Annotated in this window: 13 protein-coding genes; 7 read left to right on the forward strand and 6 right to left on the reverse strand. The window is 36.6% G+C overall.

The genetic code is table 11. The annotated features are described in order from the left end of the window. Positions 1-326: 326 nt before the first annotated feature. The 3 genes from JM83_RS00705 to JM83_RS00715 all read right to left on the reverse strand — a co-directional run bounded on the left by JM83_RS00705 (position 327) and on the right by JM83_RS00715 (position 2,527). Positions 327-821: an META domain-containing protein gene (locus JM83_RS00705; protein ID WP_261376291.1), complete on the reverse strand. Its 495-nt coding sequence runs from the start codon at positions 819-821 to the stop codon at positions 327-329. A gap of 317 nt (positions 822-1,138) precedes the next feature. Then, positions 1,139-1,828: an SIMPL domain-containing protein gene (locus JM83_RS00710; RefSeq protein ID WP_144958429.1), complete on the reverse strand. Its 690-nt coding sequence runs from the start codon at positions 1,826-1,828 to the stop codon at positions 1,139-1,141. Between the two features lie 51 nt (positions 1,829-1,879). After that, complete coding sequence (locus JM83_RS00715) at positions 1,880-2,527, reverse strand: rhomboid family intramembrane serine protease (protein ID WP_144963653.1); 648 nt, start codon at positions 2,525-2,527, stop codon at positions 1,880-1,882. 56 nt (positions 2,528-2,583) lie between these two features. Between JM83_RS00715 and JM83_RS00720 the strand changes: the two genes are divergently transcribed. Beyond that, positions 2,584-3,495: a lysophospholipid acyltransferase family protein gene (locus tag JM83_RS00720; RefSeq protein WP_144958431.1), complete on the forward strand. Its 912-nt coding sequence runs from the start codon at positions 2,584-2,586 to the stop codon at positions 3,493-3,495. Here JM83_RS00720 and glmM read toward each other — a convergent pair. Then, entirely contained in the window at positions 3,492-4,877 is a 1,386-nt protein-coding gene (gene glmM, locus JM83_RS00725) for a phosphoglucosamine mutase (RefSeq protein ID WP_144958433.1), read from the reverse strand. The genes JM83_RS00720 and glmM overlap by 4 nt on opposite strands. Before the next feature lie 332 nt (positions 4,878-5,209). On the opposite strand from glmM, the gene JM83_RS00730 reads away from it, so the two are divergent. Both JM83_RS00730 and ggt read left to right on the forward strand, forming a co-directional pair. Beyond that, positions 5,210-5,818: an ACP phosphodiesterase gene (locus JM83_RS00730; protein ID WP_186434927.1), complete on the forward strand. Its 609-nt coding sequence runs from the start codon at positions 5,210-5,212 to the stop codon at positions 5,816-5,818. A 23-nt stretch (positions 5,819-5,841) separates the two neighbouring features. Next, positions 5,842-7,548 (forward strand): gamma-glutamyltransferase, encoded by a 1,707-nt coding sequence (ggt, locus tag JM83_RS00735; protein ID WP_144958435.1) that lies wholly within the window; start codon positions 5,842-5,844, stop codon positions 7,546-7,548. Positions 7,549-7,550: 2 nt separating this feature from the next. On the opposite strand, the gene JM83_RS00740 is transcribed toward ggt, so the two are convergent. Then, the gene (locus JM83_RS00740) at positions 7,551-8,201 is read right to left on the reverse strand and encodes a hypothetical protein (protein ID WP_144958437.1); all 651 of its coding nucleotides are present in this window, start codon (positions 8,199-8,201) and stop codon (positions 7,551-7,553) included. 1,452 nt (positions 8,202-9,653) lie between these two features. Beyond that, a complete protein-coding gene (locus JM83_RS00745; protein WP_144958439.1) occupies positions 9,654-10,676 on the reverse strand; it encodes a LuxR C-terminal-related transcriptional regulator in 1,023 nt (340 codons plus the stop codon). A 627-nt stretch (positions 10,677-11,303) separates the two neighbouring features. On the opposite strand from JM83_RS00745, the gene uvrA reads away from it, so the two are divergent. From uvrA to JM83_RS00765, 4 genes are all read left to right on the forward strand, one after another. After that, entirely contained in the window at positions 11,304-14,141 is a 2,838-nt protein-coding gene (gene uvrA / locus JM83_RS00750; protein WP_144958441.1) for an excinuclease ABC subunit UvrA, read from the forward strand. 19 nt (positions 14,142-14,160) lie between these two features. Further along, entirely contained in the window at positions 14,161-14,850 is a 690-nt protein-coding gene (locus JM83_RS00755; protein ID WP_144958443.1) for a TIGR00730 family Rossman fold protein, read from the forward strand. Between the two features lie 297 nt (positions 14,851-15,147). Continuing rightward, a complete protein-coding gene (locus JM83_RS00760) occupies positions 15,148-17,892 on the forward strand; it encodes a metalloprotease (RefSeq protein ID WP_261376292.1) in 2,745 nt (914 codons plus the stop codon). 214 nt (positions 17,893-18,106) lie between these two features. After that, positions 18,107-20,518, forward strand: coding sequence for a thiamine pyrophosphate-dependent enzyme (locus tag JM83_RS00765; protein WP_144958445.1), 2,412 nt, complete (start codon positions 18,107-18,109; stop codon positions 20,516-20,518). Positions 20,519-20,765: the final 247 nt, after the last annotated feature.

Below are 20,765 nucleotides of genomic sequence, written 5' to 3' on the forward strand. Positions count from 1 at the left end.
TTAATTAATAATAATAACAACGTTTAATTAAGATTAGTTATAATAAAATATGACTATCCGTTTGTTGTCCTGATAGTACTTTCGTCACCCTGAATTTATTTCAGGATCCCAATACTATAATGATTTACATTATAATAAGATTCTGACACTCCCGAAGCGTCGGGACAGAATGACGTCCTTTTTCAGTTTAAGATTCTTTACGGACAAACAATTAATAAAGTCGAAGGCTCAGACTTTCCAAATAAATTTCCAGAAACTATGTAAAAGTCTTAAGAATGGGAAATTAACAATCCCAATTAAAGTTATTCGAAGATAATTGGAAAAAATTAATTCTTTTCAAAAGTCAAGAAATCTATTCCTCCATTTCCGTCACTTATATCTGTAAGCTCAACTTTAGTAGCGGACCGGGACACAAAATTCCAATCGTCGTTAAGATCTTCAAAATCGTTGGTAAGGTTAAAATTTATATTGAAGTCCAGATCATCATCATTGGAATCGTCGTCGCTGGAATCGCTATCGGTAATGCTCCAGGTTCCCATAAAAGTTTCTGTGCCATCTGAAGCGGTTAAGGTCCCGTTAGCGTCAAATATAAGACTGAAGCCCGTAAAGCGATCTGTTTCGTCAACATCATCTTCCATGAACTTGGTTATCCTCCAAGTACCGGATTGCACATTGGTCTTGACCTCATCTATGGTTTCCTGATCAACATCGACCACCTGATTGGTGGGAGACATAGCATCATCGTTATTATTACAAGAGGACACAATAAAGGGCGCAAATAGACCCACGAAAAACACGAAAGTTAATTTAGCTAAATTCATATATAAAATATTTTTAATTCCTCATAAAGGGTTTAATTCCCAGAAACCTACCCCAAACATTAAAGGGGTCCTGCCTCGAATTTTTAAAAGTATTTTCCATCCCGAAATGTATCAAGACCTACTCCATGGGGTTGGCTGGAGGTTCTTAATTGAAGAACGTTTTTAAAATTAAAAAATTATCACATAACCCGCCTAAAATCAAAATTTTAACGAAATATTGAAATTATGCGCTAGGACAGATTTCCAAGCCACTTCTAAAAAACAAAAAAGCTACTGAAAATATCAGTAGCTTTTTTGTTTTATGTCAAGAATGGGTTTTATTTCAACTCAAAAGCCACAGTAACTTTTGCACTAATTTCCATTTCCCCTGGAGCAAGGGTTTCCTGTTCTTCAACAGAATTTGAGCTCATCTTCATTTCATTCATTCTATACATAGGAGGAAAATTACTGGTTTGCACCTCACTAATACTAATTGCCTTCCCAATAGTTTGATCTAGCGAAGAAGCATATTCTGAAGCTTTGCTTTTAGCATTTAAAACTGCCTTTTTTCTAGCTTCAGACATATATTTATCCATTTCAGAAGATTTGAATTGCACGCCATCAATCCTGTTTAGTCCAACTTTTAGCAATCCGCTCATGATCTTTTCATAGTTTTTCAAATCATCTAGTTTAATTGAAATAGCCTGATTTGCTACATAACTATACGTTTTATCGTTGTAATTATAATTTTTGTTCAAATTCACATAATCGGTTTGAATATTTTTTTCCGGCACCCCTTCAGATTTCAAATATTTGATCACGGCATCTACAACGGCATCATTTTGCGTTTTCACTTCCTGTGGGTTCTCGCCACTATGCTCTATACGTGATTTTATAACAACCTCATCTGGTGTCACTTTTACGATTCCTTCCCCGTTTACAGTAACTGCCGGAATATTATTGGTAAATTGTTGTGCCTGTACTGCAAAGGTCCCCATAGCTGCAAAGAGTATAAATATTGATTTCATTTTAATTGAATTTTAAAGGTATTAAGACTGTATTACAAGAAGGATACCACTTTAGATTTTTCCTGCTTTTTGAAGAACGAATAAAATAAAGATTGGGATTGCCAGTAAAACCACCATGAGCAAATGCTGCTGAAAGATCCACGGTGCCAGCATAAGTGTGAACACAAAGCCTCCAATTGCACCTCCAAAATGAGCATCGTGCCCAATATTACCAAGTCGCTTTTTCATTCCGTAGATGGTGTACAATAAATATCCTATTCCAAAAACATACGCAGGAATTGGAATAATAAAAAACAAGCCCAGCATCATATCTGGTCTCAAGAGAATAGCCGAATACAAGACCCCCATTACCGCTCCACTTGCCCCAACTGCGCTATAGTTTAGATCGTTCTTATGAAAGAAATAACTAAGTAAATTACCAATTATTAAACTAGCTAAATACACTATAATAAATCCAACAGATCCCAGATCGTAGATCACCACATTGGCGAAAAAATAAAGGGTAAGCATGTTTACGAACAAGTGAGAGGTATCTACATGCAAGAATCCAGAGGTGAAGATCTGGTATTTTGCCCCTGCTTTTATATCGCCAATATTGAACTTATACTTTTCAAAAAAAACTACATCATTAAAACCTTTAAATGAAACTATAACATTTATCGCAATGATAATTATAGTTATCAAGCCTAAATCTCCCATAAATACTTCCCTGTTTAGTGCCAAATATAACATATATTTGCCTAAATTTTTTGTGGATGCAGCGATTAGTTTTTTGGTTAGTCTACCCGTTTCTTTGGATAATTTCTAAATTCCCGTTTTGGCTTTTTTATAAGGTTTCAGATGTGATTTTCTTCATTGTATATTATTTGGTTGGTTATAGAAGAAAGACCGTGATCCAGAATTTACAACTTGCACTACCAAACAGATCCAAAAAAGAATACAAAGAGATAAGCCAGGGATCCTTTAGGCATATGTGTGATATGTTTCTAGAGATGGTAAAAAGTATTTCCATCCCCAATAAAGAATTAAAAAGACGTTATACCTTTACCAATATTAGTGAAATCCAACGAATACGCGATTTAAACAAAAGTATTATCCTAATCTGTGGGCATTATGCAAGTTACGAGTGGATAAATGCTTTACAACTCTACGGTTTGGATTATCGAGGCTACGGAATTTATAAAAAGGTACAGAATCCTTATTTCGACAAAATGGCAAAAGATATTCGCCAACGTTTTGATGGAGAATTAATTACAACCTCTCAAGCTACCAAAACCATAAAAGGCAACCAAGATAAAGGGATTTTAGGTGTGTACGCCATAGTTGCCGACCAGTCCCCAAAACTTGGAAGGGCAAAAACCTGGACCAAGTTTATGGGAACCACGGTACCTATATTTATGGGATCGGAGAAATTGGCTGTTAATTTAGATATGGCAGTAATGTACCTTCACGTGGAAAAGAAAGCCCGAGGATTTTATGAAGCTACTTTTATTCCCATTACCGATAATGCTGCGGAAGAACCTCCCTTTAAGATCACCAATAAATTTCTAACAGAGTTGGAAAAACAAATTAAGGAAAAACCAGAATATTATCTCTGGACACATAAAAGATGGAAGCATAAAGATGCCCCCATCCCAAAAGATGCTATTATTTTTCCTAGAACCTAAGCTACAATTGCTTTAATTTCATCGATCATTTTTTGGGCAAGAGCATCTGCTTCCTGTTGGCTTTTCGCTTCAGTATATATTCTAATAATCGGTTCGGTATTGGATTTTCTTAAGTGCACCCAGTTTTCGGCAAAATCTATTTTCACGCCATCCACGGTAGAAATCTCTTCGGATGAATGGTTCTCTTTTACATTTTCAAGGATTGCATCTACATCTAACTCGGGGGTTAGCTCAATTTTATTCTTGCTCATGTAATACATCGGGTAACTTTTTTTTATTTCAGAAACCGTCATTTTCTTTTCAGCCAAATAAGTTAAAAACAAAGCGACACCAACCAAACTATCACGGCCATAATGAGATTCTGGGTAGATTATCCCGCCATTCCCTTCACCGCCAATCATCGCGTTGCTCTCCTTCATCAACTCCACCACATTCACTTCCCCAACGGCACTGGCCCTATAAGTGTTCCCATGTCTATTGGTAAGGTCCCTAAGTGCTCTGGAAGAAGACAAATTGCTTACCGTATCGCCGGGAGTTTTTCCAAGCACATAATCTGCACAGGCCACCAACGTATATTCCTCACCAAACATTTCGCCTTTTTCATCTATCAATGCCAATCTATCCACATCTGGATCTACTACGACGCCTAGATCTGCATGTTCCTTAACAACCAACTTGCAAATATCTCCCAAGTGTTCCTTTAAAGGTTCAGGATTATGCGGAAAATGCCCATTAGGTTCGCAATACAATTCTACCACTTCTACTCCCATTCTTTTAAGAAGTGCAGGAATTGCTATTCCTCCTGTAGAATTCACCGCGTCCACCACTACCTTGAATCTTGCCTTTTTCACGATTTCGGTATCCACTAGCTTCAGCTTAAGAACTTCCTCGATATGTCTATCTATATAATCACCTATAATTGTAATCACTCCTAGATCATCTACATCAGAAAACACGAAATCTTCCTTTTCAGCATAGTTCAGAATTTTCACCCCTTCTGCACCGCTTAAGAATTCCCCTTTTTTATTCAGCAATTTCAAAGCATTCCATTGTTTGGGATTATGGCTAGCGGTAAGGATGATTCCTCCATCAGCTTTTTCTAAAGGAACGGCAATCTCCACAGTGGGTGTGGTAGAAAGTCCAAGATCTATGACATCTATTCCCAAACCCACCAACGTGTTCATCACCAATTGTTGGATCATAGAGCCCGAAAGCCGTGCATCACGTCCAATTACTACTTTTAATTTTTGCTTTGTATTTTCATTTTTAAGCCAGGTTCCATAGGCAGCTGCAAATTTTACAGCATCCAACGGGGTAAGGTTTTCTGAAGGCTTCCCTCCTATTGTCCCTCTAATTCCTGAAATCGATTTTATTAAACTCATATTATTTTGAATTAAGTGTTTTATGAAAGAACCTCTTATGAGGTATTTGTTTAAAGGTTAAAAAGTAAATTTCGGCAAATATACATGGCTAGCTAGGTCTTCCCCAAAAGTTAACATAAATTAAACAGGAATTCGCACTAATCCAACATTGAAAATTTTTCACATTTGCCCAGCTGGGCAGGTTTCCCAAAGCGCTTGAAGTATGATTTAAATAGGTCTATTTGGAATTTACAACGTTTTTTTATTTCGATAAATATCTGTACATATCTTTTAGGTCCTGCCAGTACCATTCGGGGCTTGTACCGATGTTCTTAATTAAGTACCTTGGAGAAATGAATTATCTCGCACATATTTACCTTTCGGGGGAGATTGAAGAATTAAAAATCGGGAATTTTATTGCAGACTCTATTAAGGGCAATAAATTCCAGCATTTTCCAGACAAAATAAAAGATGGGATTATTTTGCACCGAGCATTGGATACTTTTACCGATAAACATCCCACGGTAAGAAAAAGTACACATAGACTGTTTAATGCCTATGGACATTACAGTGCCGTAATTGTTGATATTTTATACGATCATTTTTTGGCAAAGAACTGGGAAGACTATTCTAAAATTCCGTTATTTGATTACACCCAAAATTTTTATAATTTACTGAAAGATAATTATGATATCCTACCTCTTAGAGTGCAGCAGTTTTTGCCATATATGATCCATGATAATTGGTTATATAATTATGCCACAATAGAAGGGATAGGGAAAATTCTCTTTCAAATGGATCATCGAACCAAAAACCGATCTAAAATGAAGTCTGCCATTAAAGAGTTAAAACTCCATTATTCCCTTTTTGAAGCTGAATTCACCGTGTTCTTTAGTGAAATCATACCTTATTCTTCTAAAGAAATTCAAAAAATAATGAACCCCGGGGAAAACCCTCAATGAGGAATTAAACTATACTTAATCTTATGAAAAAATCCATTTTACTTCTCATCTTCGGTTTGTTCTTGGCTTGCAAACCTACTCCACAAATTACTTCTGAAAACAAAACAATTCCTGAAGTTGGACTCATCACAGATCATGCAATGGTGGTATCTGCAAGGGCTGAAGCATCCAAAATCGCTTCAGATATCATGCAACACGGGGGAAACGCATTTGATGCCATGGTTGCAACAGAAATGGCACTTGCCGTAAGTTATCCTTTTGCAGGAAGCTTGGGCGGCGGTGGATTTATGGTTTACAGAATGGCAAATGGAGACATTGGCAGTTTGGATTTTAGGGAAAAAGCACCGCTTGCGGCATCTAAGGATATGTATCTGGATGAAAATGGAAATGCCATTCCAGAAAAAAGCCAGTTGGGCGGATTGGCGATAGGAGTGCCGGGAACCGTAGCCGGGATTTTTTCTGTTCATGAAAAACTAGGCTCCCTTCCAATAGAAGCCATTTTAGCGCCCGTGATCGCTTTGGCAAGAAAAGGATATGTGGTTACAGAAGGGCAGGCGAAGAGTTTTAACAACTATCAAGAACTATTTGGGCAGGTTAATAAGGAATCTATTTTATACACCAAACGTTTTAAAGCAGGTGATACCGTTAAAAATTTGGCACTGGCTAAAACGCTTCAAAAATTAGCAGATAATGGTAGAGCCGAATATTATGGTGGAGAGACAGGAGAGGTATTGGTGAAATTTATTCAGGATAATGGCGGCATTATTACCCTCGAGGATCTAAAATCATATGAGACGGTTTGGAGAAAACCGATCGCTTTTAATTATCGGAATTTAAGGGTTATTTCCATGGCACCGCCTTCCAGTGGTGGGGTTGCATTGGCACAGATCCTGAAAACCGTGGAAAAATTTCCCCTAAAGGAGTTTGGGCACAATAGTTTAAAAACAATTCAAGTTATTACGGAAGCCGAAAGACGAGCCTATGCAGATAGAAGTTATTATTTGGGAGATCCCGATTTTTACGAGGTTCCCGTATCAAAATTAACCAGCGATAGCTATCTGGATTTCCGGATGGAAAATTTCAGCTTTGATCAGGCGACCCCTTCCAGCAGTTTAGAACATGGAGCAATTCCCGGTTATGAAAGCATGGAAACCACCCACTATTCTATTGTAGACCAATTCGGAAATGCCATTGCCGTGACTTCAACATTAAATGGCGCGTACGGGTCCAAGTTATATGTGGAGGAACTCGGTTTCTTTTTGAACAACGAGATGGACGATTTTAGCGCAAAACCCGGAGTCCCAAATATGTTTGGACTTATAGGTGCCGAAGCGAATTCTATAGCACCACAAAAAAGGATGTTAAGTTCTATGACGCCAACTATCGTAGAAAAAGATGGGCAATTTTGGATGAGTGTTGGAACTCCTGGTGGTTCTACAATAATTACTTCCGTATTACAAACCATTTTAAATGTATCGGAATTTGGCATGAGCATGCAACAAGCTGTAAATGCTCCTAGATTCCATCATCAATGGTTGCCCGATGAAATTAGATTTGAACCCAATTCTTTCGATAAGGAAATGCTTAAAACTTTAGAAGCAAAAGGATATAATATAAATGAAAAGGATTCTCCAATTTTAGGTAAAGTAGACGCTATCCTAAAACTGCCCAATGGAAAATTGGAAGGTGGAGCAGATAAAAGGGGGGATGATACGGCAATTGGGTTTTAAATTTATTGGGCACATAAATAAAACGGATTTGGATCTTCAAAAGCCAGAAAAACAAAACCAAACTCAAAAGCATGTTCTATTCTAAAACAAAGCGCTTCCAATGGAATATAGTGCTCCATTCCTTCTCTTATAGAAAACTCTATAGGTAAGGAATTGGTTACCAAATTATAATACTGCATCGCATTCTCCTCCTTACCCCTTTTGGGAGACATTAAAATTATTTTGGAATCTCGGCCTGTATTATTTGTAACTGCCAAATATTCCAAAGTGTAATCTCCAGCAGGTAATAGCATTTTATGGTCTTTGGAGGTATTCCAAGTATCTATGACCCCGTCATTATTAGTATCCATTCCCACAGGATCCATCTCTATCTCATGAAATCCGGATTCGGTATTTCCAAAATAGCAGTTTCCTTGATTGTCTTTAAGTGCCATGCGCACATATCTTAAATCTGAATTCGAACAGTTTGCATGGTTTTTCCATAAATCACCGGTTTCCACACTACGTGAGGTTGTAAGTGGAGTCACTCCCAAAGAGAGAACCCCCATACCGCTGGGATCATCAGAAATAACATTCGAATCATCGTTACTGCTGCAGCTTGTAAACAAGGACACAACCACTAATAGCGAGAGCATAATGCTGAGCTTTTTCATAATTAAAATTTTAAATTAAACATTGGCAACAGGAACAAAAACTTCATGATCCTGAGATTGCAATAAAAAAATCATCTAAACATCTGTGTTTAAAAGGGTAGTTTTTAAAAGGAGGGGAATTGAGGTATAGGGAAAATGGGGAAGGTATTACTTCTAATATTGATTATTAAAAGTAAGTAAAAACAGATAAAATGTAAAGGGGAAAAATCCCTATATTTTGAATTACGAATATAAAAATTTCTTAAAACCGACTATCCCCGCAAAGACGTAGGGGTATCTCGCCAGTTTCATTTTAGCCGTAGAGACCAAAATCCGTCACGAAAACTCGGGATTGTATTTTGCCGCACCTGGAATTGCGAAAAAGCAGTTCCGACCCTTTGCATTCCTCTCGCTTTGCTTGTCGATGCATAAGGAGAGGTGAATAGGGGACCCCGAGGCAGAGACGTCGGGGAATTTTTAGATTAAGAAATACAATTTCATTTTTAAATAAGATGAACTATTGGTCGCTTAACTTATAGGAAGGTCTAATTGGGTGTGTGTTTACAATTGATAGAGTATGCACAACTCGATTAAGAGTGTTTCATTTTTAATATTTGGGACAAAAGAAAAGCTGTCCGAAATAAATCGGACAACCTCTTCTATTAACACCTCTAATTATTAATAAAACAATTACAGGTCATTAATAAACTAACTCAGCGAACAAGGCATCCCCCCGGTTGACAAATCCGCTGGAGTTATATTTTTGCAATATCATTCAATTCTTGAACTGATCTTCCACCTGATATTGCTTTTATACGAACATAATTAGAATAAGTATGATCAAAAGCCGAAAAATGACAAATCAATAGCTACTTGATTCCTATTACATACATCTAAAGCTTTACATCTATACCACATGAAGACTCTCAACTTAATTGTTCAGTCTTACCTGTACCTCATGGGCAATTATTAAATCACCATCATTAACTTGAGATAACATCTCCATTGCATAGTGAGTTATTAACTTTACCGAATGATTGACTAAGACTGTATTTGAGAATAATCGCGGCGTGTACACTATAATTATAGCATTTTCTTGAGCAGCACATTCAAAGTAGACAAAATTACCTCCTTTTTCTAAATCCTGCTCTGTTTAAGGAATCCTAAAAACAGCTGGTAGATTTTTATAATGATCAGCTACTCCACAATTAGGGTCGGCATCTATTCCACAGCCATAGTTCCATGATTACATCGTTTTGATTAATAAAATAATATGTTTAGAATAGGTTATAAAATTTTTACTCAAATAGCCATGAGAATACTTTTATTTTAGTGTCCAATGCTATTTTTTTAATTTTATAAAACAAGAAGGTGCGGGTGGGGGTGACTTACTTGTCTAAAGCAAAGATATAGGGATATCTTGATTTCTACCTATGGGGGAATTCCCCCATTATTCGAAATTCATGCTAGCGCCTAGTTATGCTGTAAATCGATTAAATTATGGCTTATAGCGTATATGATGCTTTCCAAAATCGTATCAGAATTTGTACGCCTAACGATATTTGCCCTGTGCTTCTCTATAGTCTTAGGGGATATAAACAGGATATCAGAAATTTCTTTCGTTTTATAGCCTTTGCACAATAATTTAATTATTTCTTTTTCTCTTTTTGTAAAACTAAATTCTGCCAGATTGGAGTTTTCTTCGAAACAATTTTCAACATTTACCGAATGACTGCCCACCTCTTCTTTGATCATGGCGTTTTCATCAGAGAAATGGATCATCATAATAAATTGTCCATGGAGCATCTTATCCAATTTGCAAAAACTAATTTTGGCATTTCTAATTTTATTGTCCTTTAGCTGTAATGCGGTTGTAGTAACCGCTTTCATATGCTTGCCATGTGCAAAATTTCTTAAACTTGCCCTAACCTTGGTTTTATTTTCACAATTCACAAAATCGGTAAGTTTCAAATTCTCAACGTCCAGGTTATTCAGTTTAAATGATTCCTTAAATGAATCATTCATTGTAATTATAGTATCCTCCTGTAATAAGACTACAGGGTTAACCAACAAATTAAAAAGACCAAGAAAAGAATCCTTCCAGTAATTGGTAATGGAGGACTTGGAATGAACCTGCTGAATAATTCTACTGAATATCTCAGATTGTGTTTTTGATGAGTACATAATCTCATCTATAGATTCTTTATATTCCTTATCAATCCCTTGTTTAAAGTTGTCATCGGCATACATAACCAACCAACATTTATTCAAGAAATGGGTTGATTTAAAATTTGAAATGTTTTTCAAACTTTTTGGCGGTAATGAGGTTTGATCTATAAAGATGATATCGGGCAATAAACCTACCGCCAAATTATAGCCGGAATGCATTGAATTCACACAACTTATTTCAAAATACACACTTAAGTTTTCCTTTAAATTAGATACGAACCCTGGTTGATTCCCTATAACCAATAGTTGCTTTTTCTCCGTTCTCATCCCTTATAAAGATATTTACATTAATTAATAATATGTACGTAGGTAAAGAATTGAACATGTAAAAAAGTTCGCAAATGCGACTTGTTTTCGGAGCAAGGGGGTAAAAGAATCTTTTTAAAATTTTGCCAGGGTAATTGGCGATAATCGTGGGGAATAAATCAGATAATAAATATATGGGAAATCACCCATATGAAAAACATTAAACAGGTAATATTACACTGACAATCAATATGTTAAAAAATCGTTTAGAAGCGTTTTACGTTAGATGAAAACAAATGTTATATAAGTTATTATTGTTTGTCCGTTTTTTGTCCTAATAGTTCTCTCGTCACCCTGAATTTATTTCAGGGTCTTTATATTGTATTGATTAACATTGTAATGAGATTCTGAAACAAGTTCAGAATGACGTCCTTTTCAGTTTAGGATACTTTACGGCCAAACAAAGTTGTTATTTAATATAATCCCTTTTTATTTTACTTTATAACTATTAGGTCCAGTAGGTAATTACCTATTGAAATTATTCTCCTATATTATCCTGAAGTTTTACGTTTAAATTAACAAGCCTTAAGTGAAGCTTACTTTTTAGTTAGCAACAGTTTAAGTACCTTTGCGGACTTGATAAAAAATATGGCTAAAGCTGAAGAAAACATTGAAGTATTAGGGGCTCGGGTTCATAATTTAAAGAATATAGATGTTAGCATTCCCCGTGAAAAATTAGTGGTTATAACCGGTCTCTCCGGGTCTGGGAAATCATCCCTGGCATTCGACACCATTTATGCTGAAGGACAGCGTCGTTATATTGAAACCTTTTCGTCCTATGCGAGACAGTTCCTAGGGGGGATGGAGCGTCCAGATGTAGATAAAATTGAAGGTCTCTCTCCTGTAATTGCCATAGAGCAAAAAACTACAAGTAAAAATCCACGTAGTACCGTTGGTACCATTACCGAAATATATGATTTTTTAAGGCTCCTTTTCGCTAGGACCGGGGATGCATTTAGTTATAATACCGGTGAAAAAATGGTGAGTTATAATGATGAGCAAATCAAAGAGCTTATTATTAAAAACTTCCCCGGAAAAAAAATAAGTATTCTGGCACCGGTCATTAGGTCCAGAAAAGGACATTATAGGGAATTATTTGAGCAAATTGCAAAACAGGGATTTGTGAAGGTAAGAACCGATGGAGAAGTTCGAGACCTTATAAAGGGAATGAAATTGGATAGGTACAAAATCCATGAAATTGAAATTGTTGTAGATCGTTTAAAGATCGACGAGAATGCAGAAGACCATAAGAGGTTAGAAGAAAGCATTAAAACTGCCATGTATCATGGGGAAGATGTGTTAATGGTCTTAGAGCAAGACTCTAATGAAGTTAGATATTTTAGTAGGAATCTAATGTGTCCAACTTCTGGAATTTCTTATCCAAATCCAGAACCAAATAATTTTTCGTTTAATTCGCCAAAAGGAGCTTGTCCTAATTGTAACGGAATTGGAACTCTTTATAAAATCAATGTAGATAAGGTTATTCCGAAAAAAAACCTTTCAATAAAAAATGGCGCCTTAGTGCCACATGGACCTCAAAAAAAGAGCTGGATATTTTCCCAATTGGAACTTATCGCAGAACGATTTGAATTTAAATTAAGTGACCCGGTAGAGAATATACCAGAAGCTGCTCTGGAAATGATCCTTTTTGGGGGAAAGGAAAAATTTTCCAAGCAATCTGATACCTTAGGCATCACCAGGGACTTTAAAATTGATTTTGAAGGAGTCGCAACCTTTATAGAGAACACCTATAACAACAATGAATCTACCTCCTTAAGACGTTGGGCGAAAGAATATATGGATAAAATAGACTGTCCCGTTTGTCGCGGCAGTAGATTGCGTCAAGAGTCTTTGTATTTCAAAATCAACAATCAGAATATAGCTGAACTTGCAAATAAAGATATCACAGATCTTGCTAGTTGGTTTTCAAATTTGGAAGCAAGCCTTTCAGAAAAACAATTACAAATAGCCTCCGAAGTTATAAAAGAAATCCGCACCCGTTTGCAATTTTTGGTAGATGTTGGGCTTACCTATTTATCCCTTAACAGAAGTTCTAAATCCCTTTCTGGAGGAGAAGCTCAAAGAATTAGATTGGCCACACAAATTGGATCGCAATTGGTTGGAGTGCTCTACATTCTCGATGAACCAAGTATTGGATTGCACCAACGAGACAATGAAAAGCTGATAAATTCCTTGGAAGCGCTTAGGGACATAGGAAATTCAGTAATTGTTGTGGAACATGATAAGGATATGATAGAGCGTGCAGATCACGTGATAGATATTGGTCCTAAGGCTGGAAAACATGGTGGAGAAATTATAAGCCAAGGAACTCCGGCACAAATAAAAGAGCACAATACCATTACCGCTTGCTATCTTAATGGCACTATGGAAATTGAGATCCCCAAAAAGCGAAGAAAAGGAAATGGAAAAAACATTGTACTTAGCGGAGCTACAGGAAACAACTTAAAAAATGTTACTATAAAGGTTCCTTTAGGTAAAATGATCGCGGTAACCGGGGTTTCTGGAAGTGGAAAATCCACCTTGATCAACGAAACCTTATACCCTATTATGAATGCCTTTTACTTTAATGGTGTAAAGGTACCAATGCCTTATAAGAGCATTAAAGGTCTGGAACATATAGATAAGGTAATAGATATCAACCAATCTCCTATTGGTAGGACCCCTCGATCCAACCCTGCTACTTATACAGGCTTATTTTCTGAAGTCAGGAACCTGTTTGCTAAAACTCCTGAATCGTTGATTAGAGGGTATAAGCCAGGAAGATTCAGTTTTAATGTAAAAGGAGGAAGGTGCGAAACTTGCAGAGGTGGCGGACTTCGGGTTATTGAAATGAATTTTCTACCAGATGTTTATGTAGAATGTGAAACCTGCCAAGGAAAAAGGTTCAATAGGGAAACACTGGAAATTCGATATAAAGGAAAATCTATCTCGGATGTTTTGGAAATGACCATTGAAGAAGCAACAGATTTCTTTGAATTGATCCCGAAGATCTACAGAAAATTAAAAACTTTAAGGGATGTTGGTTTAGGATACATCACACTCGGTCAACAAAGTACGACCCTTTCCGGGGGCGAAGCCCAAAGAATAAAGCTATCAACAGAACTCTCTAAGCGCGATACCGGCAATACTTTTTATATATTAGACGAGCCTACCACCGGTCTTCATTTCGAAGACGTTCGGGTTTTAATGGACGTGCTTAATAAATTAGCAAATAAGGGAAATACTGTGGTTATTATAGAGCATAATTTAGATGTTATAAAATTAGCCGATCATATAATAGACATTGGTTACGAAGGTGGAAAAAATGGTGGAGAGGTAATTGTTACCGGAACCCCCGAGGTAGTTGCAAAGCACAAGAGAAGTCATACTGCACATTATTTAAGGAAAGAATTAAAAATAAATTAAGATTTTGAACGATACAAAAATGAGAGCTAAACAAGGCAATAAAGCATGGAATCAAATTAAAACAAATGATTCTTGGGCTATTTTTAAAATAATGGGTGAGTTTGTAAAAGGATACGAAAAACTAAGTCAGATTGGGCCTTGCGTTTCTGTTTTTGGATCTGCACGTACAAAACCAGACCAAAAATATTATAAATTGACCGAGAAGATCGCTCAAAAAATAGTGGATCATGGATATGGAGTAATTACCGGAGGTGGTCCTGGAATTATGGAAGCTGGAAATAAAGGAGCACATCTTGCAGGTGGAACTTCGGTTGGACTGAATATAGAATTGCCTTTCGAACAGCATGACAACCCATATATAGATCATGATAAAAGTTTGGACTTCGATTATTTCTTTGTTAGAAAAGTGATGTTCGTTAAATATTCCCAAGGTTTTGTGGTGATGCCTGGAGGTTTTGGAACTTTAGATGAACTTTTTGAAGCAATCACCTTGATTCAAACCAATAAAATTGACAAATTTCCAATTATCCTTGTAGGACGAGAATATTGGGGAGGATTAATAGATTGGATTAGAACTACTTTATTTGACGATTTTCAGAATATAAGTGATGGCGATATAGATTTGGTGCAAGTAGTAGATACCGAAGATGAAGTAATTGCTATCCTGGATGATTTTTATGATGAATATAACTTGAGCCCTAACTTCTAAGAAACCAGAGCAGCTCTGAATTTGTAGATGGTATTGAACTTTTAGAATAAATTTAAATGTTTATCCGGAAAAACACCTAATATGCAGATTAGAACGAATATTGTCCCGTCGAGCGTAGTCGAGACGTTTTTATTTGACCTTTCGACTGCGCTCAAGGTGACAAAAACTTACTTTAGATACCTAAACGGACAATCCAGTAAACTAATTTCTAATGTATGTTGTCCCTTGAAAATTAAATTAATTTCCTTTTTTATCATTTGTTTGTTCAGTACTGGTTTCAGTTTTGGGCAAACAAACATGGATATTATTGCGGTGTTGAATGATTCTACGCACACTTTTAATATCCAGCATAAAATTGAATATGAGAATGCGAGCCAAGATACATTAACTTCAATTTATTTAAATGATTGGGCCAATAGCTATAAGGATAAATCCACTCCCCTAGCCAAACGTTTTGCTGAAGATTATTTAAGAAGGTTCCATTTTGCTCGGGAAGAAGAACGGGGGCATACCAGAATATATAGTATTAACGGGGAAAACCTGAAGCCATATAATTGGGAACGGCCAATTGATGCGGCAGATATTATTAAAATAGATCTCGACGAACCCTTGTTGCCTGGAAAAAAACAAACTATAAATTTACTCTATTCTGTGAAAATCCCGTCAGACAAATTCACGAGATATGGATATGATGATCAAGGTAATTTCAAATTAAACTATTGGTATGTTACCCCTGCCGTATATAAAAATGAATGGGAAATCTATAGCGATAAAAACTTGGGAAATCAATACACACCCCCTATAAATGTCAAGATAAAACTATCCACCAGACCTTACTTGTATGTTGCTTCTCCACTTAAAACCGACAGGTTTGTTACCGAAGACACCTATAAAACCACGTATCTATCCGGCACAAATAGCGTCTCCTCCCAACTGTACCTTACAAAATCCTACAGGTTCGAATCTATTCAGGCAAACTCAACAGAGATCGTCACTAATCTAGAAGATGAAGGTTTGAATAATGAAATCAAGGGGATGCTGCTTTCCAGAATTATGGGTTTTCTGGAAAAAAGACTAGGAGATTATCCACAGGCTTCCCTCATGGTAACCAGAGACGAATATTTAAATAATCCTGTTTACGGTCTTAACCAGTTGCCAAGTTTTATAAGACCATTCCCAGATGGATTTCAATATGACATTAAGCAATTAAAGACCATTACCAATCAATTCATCAAAAACACTATTCTTATTAATCCAAGAAATGAACAATGGGTTTATGATGCCATTATGATTTCTCTTATGATAGATTATGTGGATGAATATTACCCTAACATGAAGCTAATTGGAAATTTAAGCGATGTATTTGGAATACGATGGTTTCATGCCTCCGACCTTGAATTTAACGATCAATATCCGTTTTTGTATTTGCACATGGCAAGAAAAAATATCGATCAGCCATTAACGACTGCACAAGATTCGTTGGTGAAATTCAACAAGAATATCGCCAATGCCTATAAAGCGGGAACAGGCTTAAAATATTTGGAAGATTACCTACAATCCAATGCCGTAAAAAATTCTATTTCAGATTTTTATAAATCCAACGTACTAAAACCAACCAGCGAGCAGGAATTTCTAAATATCCTTCAACAGAACACCGATAAGGATATATCCTGGTTTGAAAAAGATTATATCAACTCTAGTGAGAAAATTGATTTTAAGATAAGTAAGCTTCAGAAAACACCAGACTCGTTACGGGTAACAATAAAAAACAAAAGAAATACCAGCATGCCTATTTCACTTTATGGGCTAAAAGAGGGCAAGGTGGTGTACAAAACATGGGTCGAGGGGATAACGGGCACCAAAGAGGTTACAATTCCCAGGGACAGTATAGGCCGATTGGCATTGAATTATGAGGGAATTGCCCCAGAAGTTAACCAAAGAGATAATTATAGAAGAGTAAGTACTTTATTAAACAGGCCGTTACAGTTTAGGTTGTTCCAAGATGTAGAAGATCCAAGATATAACCAGTTTTTCTTTATGCCCGAGTTTAATTACAACTTATATGATGGTATTTCCATAGGACCAAAACTTTATAATAAGACCTTTCTTAATAAGAATTTTGAATGGAAAATATCGCCCAAATTTGGGTTTACGAGTAAAACCATTGTAGGATCGGCTGGAGCAAATTATACAAGCTACCTGGACGATGGAAATCTTTTTGCTTTAAAATTTGGAGCGGGAGGTACAAGATTCTCTTATGGCTACAATCTATTTTACGAAAAATTCACTCCTTTTGTGGGGCTCTACTTTAGGAACTCCTATTTAAGAGACAATCAGCGGCAGTCTTTAACCTTTCGAAATGTAAATGTAAAACAAGATCAAGATCCATTCAATCCTGTAGAACAGCCTAAATATAATGTGGTAAATTTAGGATATAATTTTAGTGACACCAATCTTATAGATTATTTTAGAGGGAGTGTAGATTACCAAATAGCCAAGAATTTCAGTAAAGTTTCCTTAACTTTAGAATACCGAAAATTATTTAAGAACAACCAGCAAATCAATTTGAGGTTCTTCGCGGGTACTTTTCTTTTTAATGATGAGACAGATAACGATTATTTCAGTTTTGCGCTCGATCGCCCTACAGATTATCTTTTCGACTACAATTACTATGGAAGAAGCCAAGCTAGCGGATTATTTAGTCAGCAAATTATCGTTGCCGAAGGGGGGTTTAAATCCCAGTTACAACCAGAATTTGCTAACCAATGGATCACTACTGCCAACGCTAGCACCAATCTTTGGAAATGGATCTATGTGTATGGTGATGTTGGCCTGGTGAAAAATGAAAGTTTTAAACCCACATTTGTGCACGATTCTGGAATCCGATTGAGTTTTGTAGCCGACTATTTTGAAGTTTTCTTGCCCGTTTATTCCAATCTTGGTTGGGAAATAGGACAAAAAGATTATGACCAAAAAGTCAGGTTCATCGTAACTTTGGATATAAACACGCTTATTAGATTGTTTACCAGAGAATGGTATTAGCCCATCAATCTCAAAATATATTTTAGTTATATTTTAAAGAACAATTGCAACACAGATTATTATATTCATAATTAAACGTTAATTATATCTTAATAATTATCAATACTTTAACTAATTCAATATTTTCTGCATTTTTATACTAATTATGCCAATTTTACTGAATTGTATTTAACCCTAGTTTTAGCTATATTTGTAACAATCCAAACATTATTTCATGCAAAGCGAAACACAATCTAAAGAATCTATATCCTTCGAAGATTTTAAAGCGCAGGTTTTAGAAGATTACAAAATTGCCGTTACCAGTAGGGAATGTAGCCTTTTGGGGAGAAGGGAAGTCTTAACGGGCAAAGCAAAATTTGGAATATTTGGTGATGGAAAAGAGATTCCCCAGTTAGCATTGGCAAAAGTATTCAAAAATGGAGATTTTCGCTCGGGGTATTATAGGGATCAAACTTTTATGATGGCCATTGGAGAACTTACTATCGAGCAGTTTTTTGCGGGATTGTACGCAGATACCAATATCGAAAATGAACCCATGTCTGCCGGGAGACAAATGGGTGGGCACTTTGCTACGCACAGTTTGGAGGAAGATGGAAGTTGGAAGAATTTAATGAAGCAAAAGAATTCCAGTGCAGATATCTCACCAACATCAGGTCAAATGCTAAGGTTGCTTGGGTTGGCTCAAGCATCTAAAATATATAGAAATGTCGAAGGAATAGATGCTGAAAAATTTTCGGACAATGGAAACGAAATTGCATGGGGAACCATAGGAAATGCAAGTACTTCCGAAGGTCATTTTTGGGAAACCATCAATGCTGCCGGAGTATTGCAAGTACCAATGGTAATGAGTGTATGGGACGATGAATATGGGATTTCTGTTCATGCAAAACATCAAACAACTAAAGAAAATATCTCAGAGGTCCTTAAAGGATTTCAACGAGATGAAGATCATAAAGGCTACGAGATCATAGTGGTAAATGGCTGGAACTATGTTGCCCTTGTCGAGGCTTATGAAAAAGCTTCAAAGATTGCAAGAACTAGCCACTCCCCTGTTCTTATTCATGTAAATGAATTAACTCAACCTCAAGGACATTCCACTTCCGGATCGCATGAGCGCTACAAGGATGAAGATAGACTAGCTTGGGAAAGAGCTTTCGATTGTAATGTAAAGTTCAAGCAGTGGATATTGGAGAACAACTTCGCATCAGAAGAAGAATTGGATGCCATAGATAAGGACATTAAAAAACAAGTAAGGGACGGAAAAAAAGCAGCCTGGACGGCATACAGCCAACCAATGAGAGATAAATTTTCAGATCTATTACCCCTTCTAGAAAATGCAGCTTCCCACTGTGGGAATAAGGATGCTATCGAATCTATGATAAAGGAACTTTCAGAAATAAAAGATCCGCTTAAAAAAGATCTCTTAGTAGCTGCCAGAAAGAGTTTACGCTATATGATAGGGTACGAAAACAATGCAAAGTCTGATTTGATAGATTGGATTGAAACCTACACTTCTACTTCTCAACTAGAATTTAGCAGCCATCTTTATAGCGCCTCTGCAAAAAATGCACTTTCCATAGAAGAAGTTGAAGCAACTTATGATGACGACGCTAAAGATGTAGATGCCAGGATTATTTTAAGAGACAACTTCGATAAAATTTTCGCTACAAAACCTGAGACCCTGATCTTTGGGGAAGATAGTGGAGCCATTGGAGATGTAAATCAAGGTCTGGAAGGACTTCAGGAAAAATATGGAAAACTACGAGTAGCAGATGTTGGGATTCGGGAAGCAACTATTTTAGGACAAGGCCTGGGAATGGCCATGAGAGGATTGCGCCCAATTGCCGAGATTCAATATTTGGATTATATATTATATGCGTTACAGATTATGAGTGATGATCTCGCAACTGTACAGTACAGAACTAAAGGAAAACAAAAAGCACCGCTAATTGTTAGAACTAGAGGACACCGTTTGGAAGGAATCTGGCATAGTGGATCCCCACTGGGTGCATTGGTAAATTTATTAAGAGGCATCCATATTTTGGTGCCTAGAAACATGACCAAAGCGGCTGGGTTCTACAATACTTTGTTAGAAGCAGACGAGCCTGCGTTGGTAATAGAATGCTTAAATGGATACCGACTTAAAGAGAAGTTGCCCAACAACTTTGGAGAGTTCAGGACTCCGTTAGGGGTAATAGAAACCATCAAGGAGGGATCAGATATTACCTTGGTTTCTTATGGATCTACGTTGAGGTTAGTGGAAGAAGCTGCTAATGAATTGGAATTAGTGGGGATAAACGCTGAGGTAATTGATGTTCAATCACTTTTACCTTTCGATCTTAATAAAGATATCGTAAAGAGCGTGGCTAAAACCAATAGACTTCTAGTGATAGATGAAGATGTCCCTGGAGGAGCTTCTGCGTACATCATGCAACAAATTCTTGAGAATCAAAATGCGTACGTGCATTTGGACAGCAAACCACAAACTTTGGCTGCAAAAGAACATAGACCTGCTTATGGAACAGATGGCGATTATTTCTCTAAACCTTCTACTGAAGATATCTATGAAAAAATATATGGGATCATGAATGAAGCAAACCCTTCAAAGTTTCCGAAACTGAGATAATCAATTTCCACAGAAATTAAAAAGGCCTATACTAGTTTCGTCCAGCTGTTCCGATAGCTGTCGGAATTGTTTCAGCTTCTTTTTACATTTTAATTACTATTTTTAGATCCTGAAATAAATTACCATTGACGTATTTTTATTTATTTGTAAATCCAAGACCCTGAAACAAGGCCAGGGTGACGATGCGGAATTGTCGTCATGCTGAACTTGTTTCAGCATCTGTTTTTATATTCAATATTTAGAAGAA

This window comes from Gillisia sp. Hel_I_86 (assembly GCF_007827275.1).
Taxonomy (GTDB): domain Bacteria; phylum Bacteroidota; class Bacteroidia; order Flavobacteriales; family Flavobacteriaceae; genus Gillisia.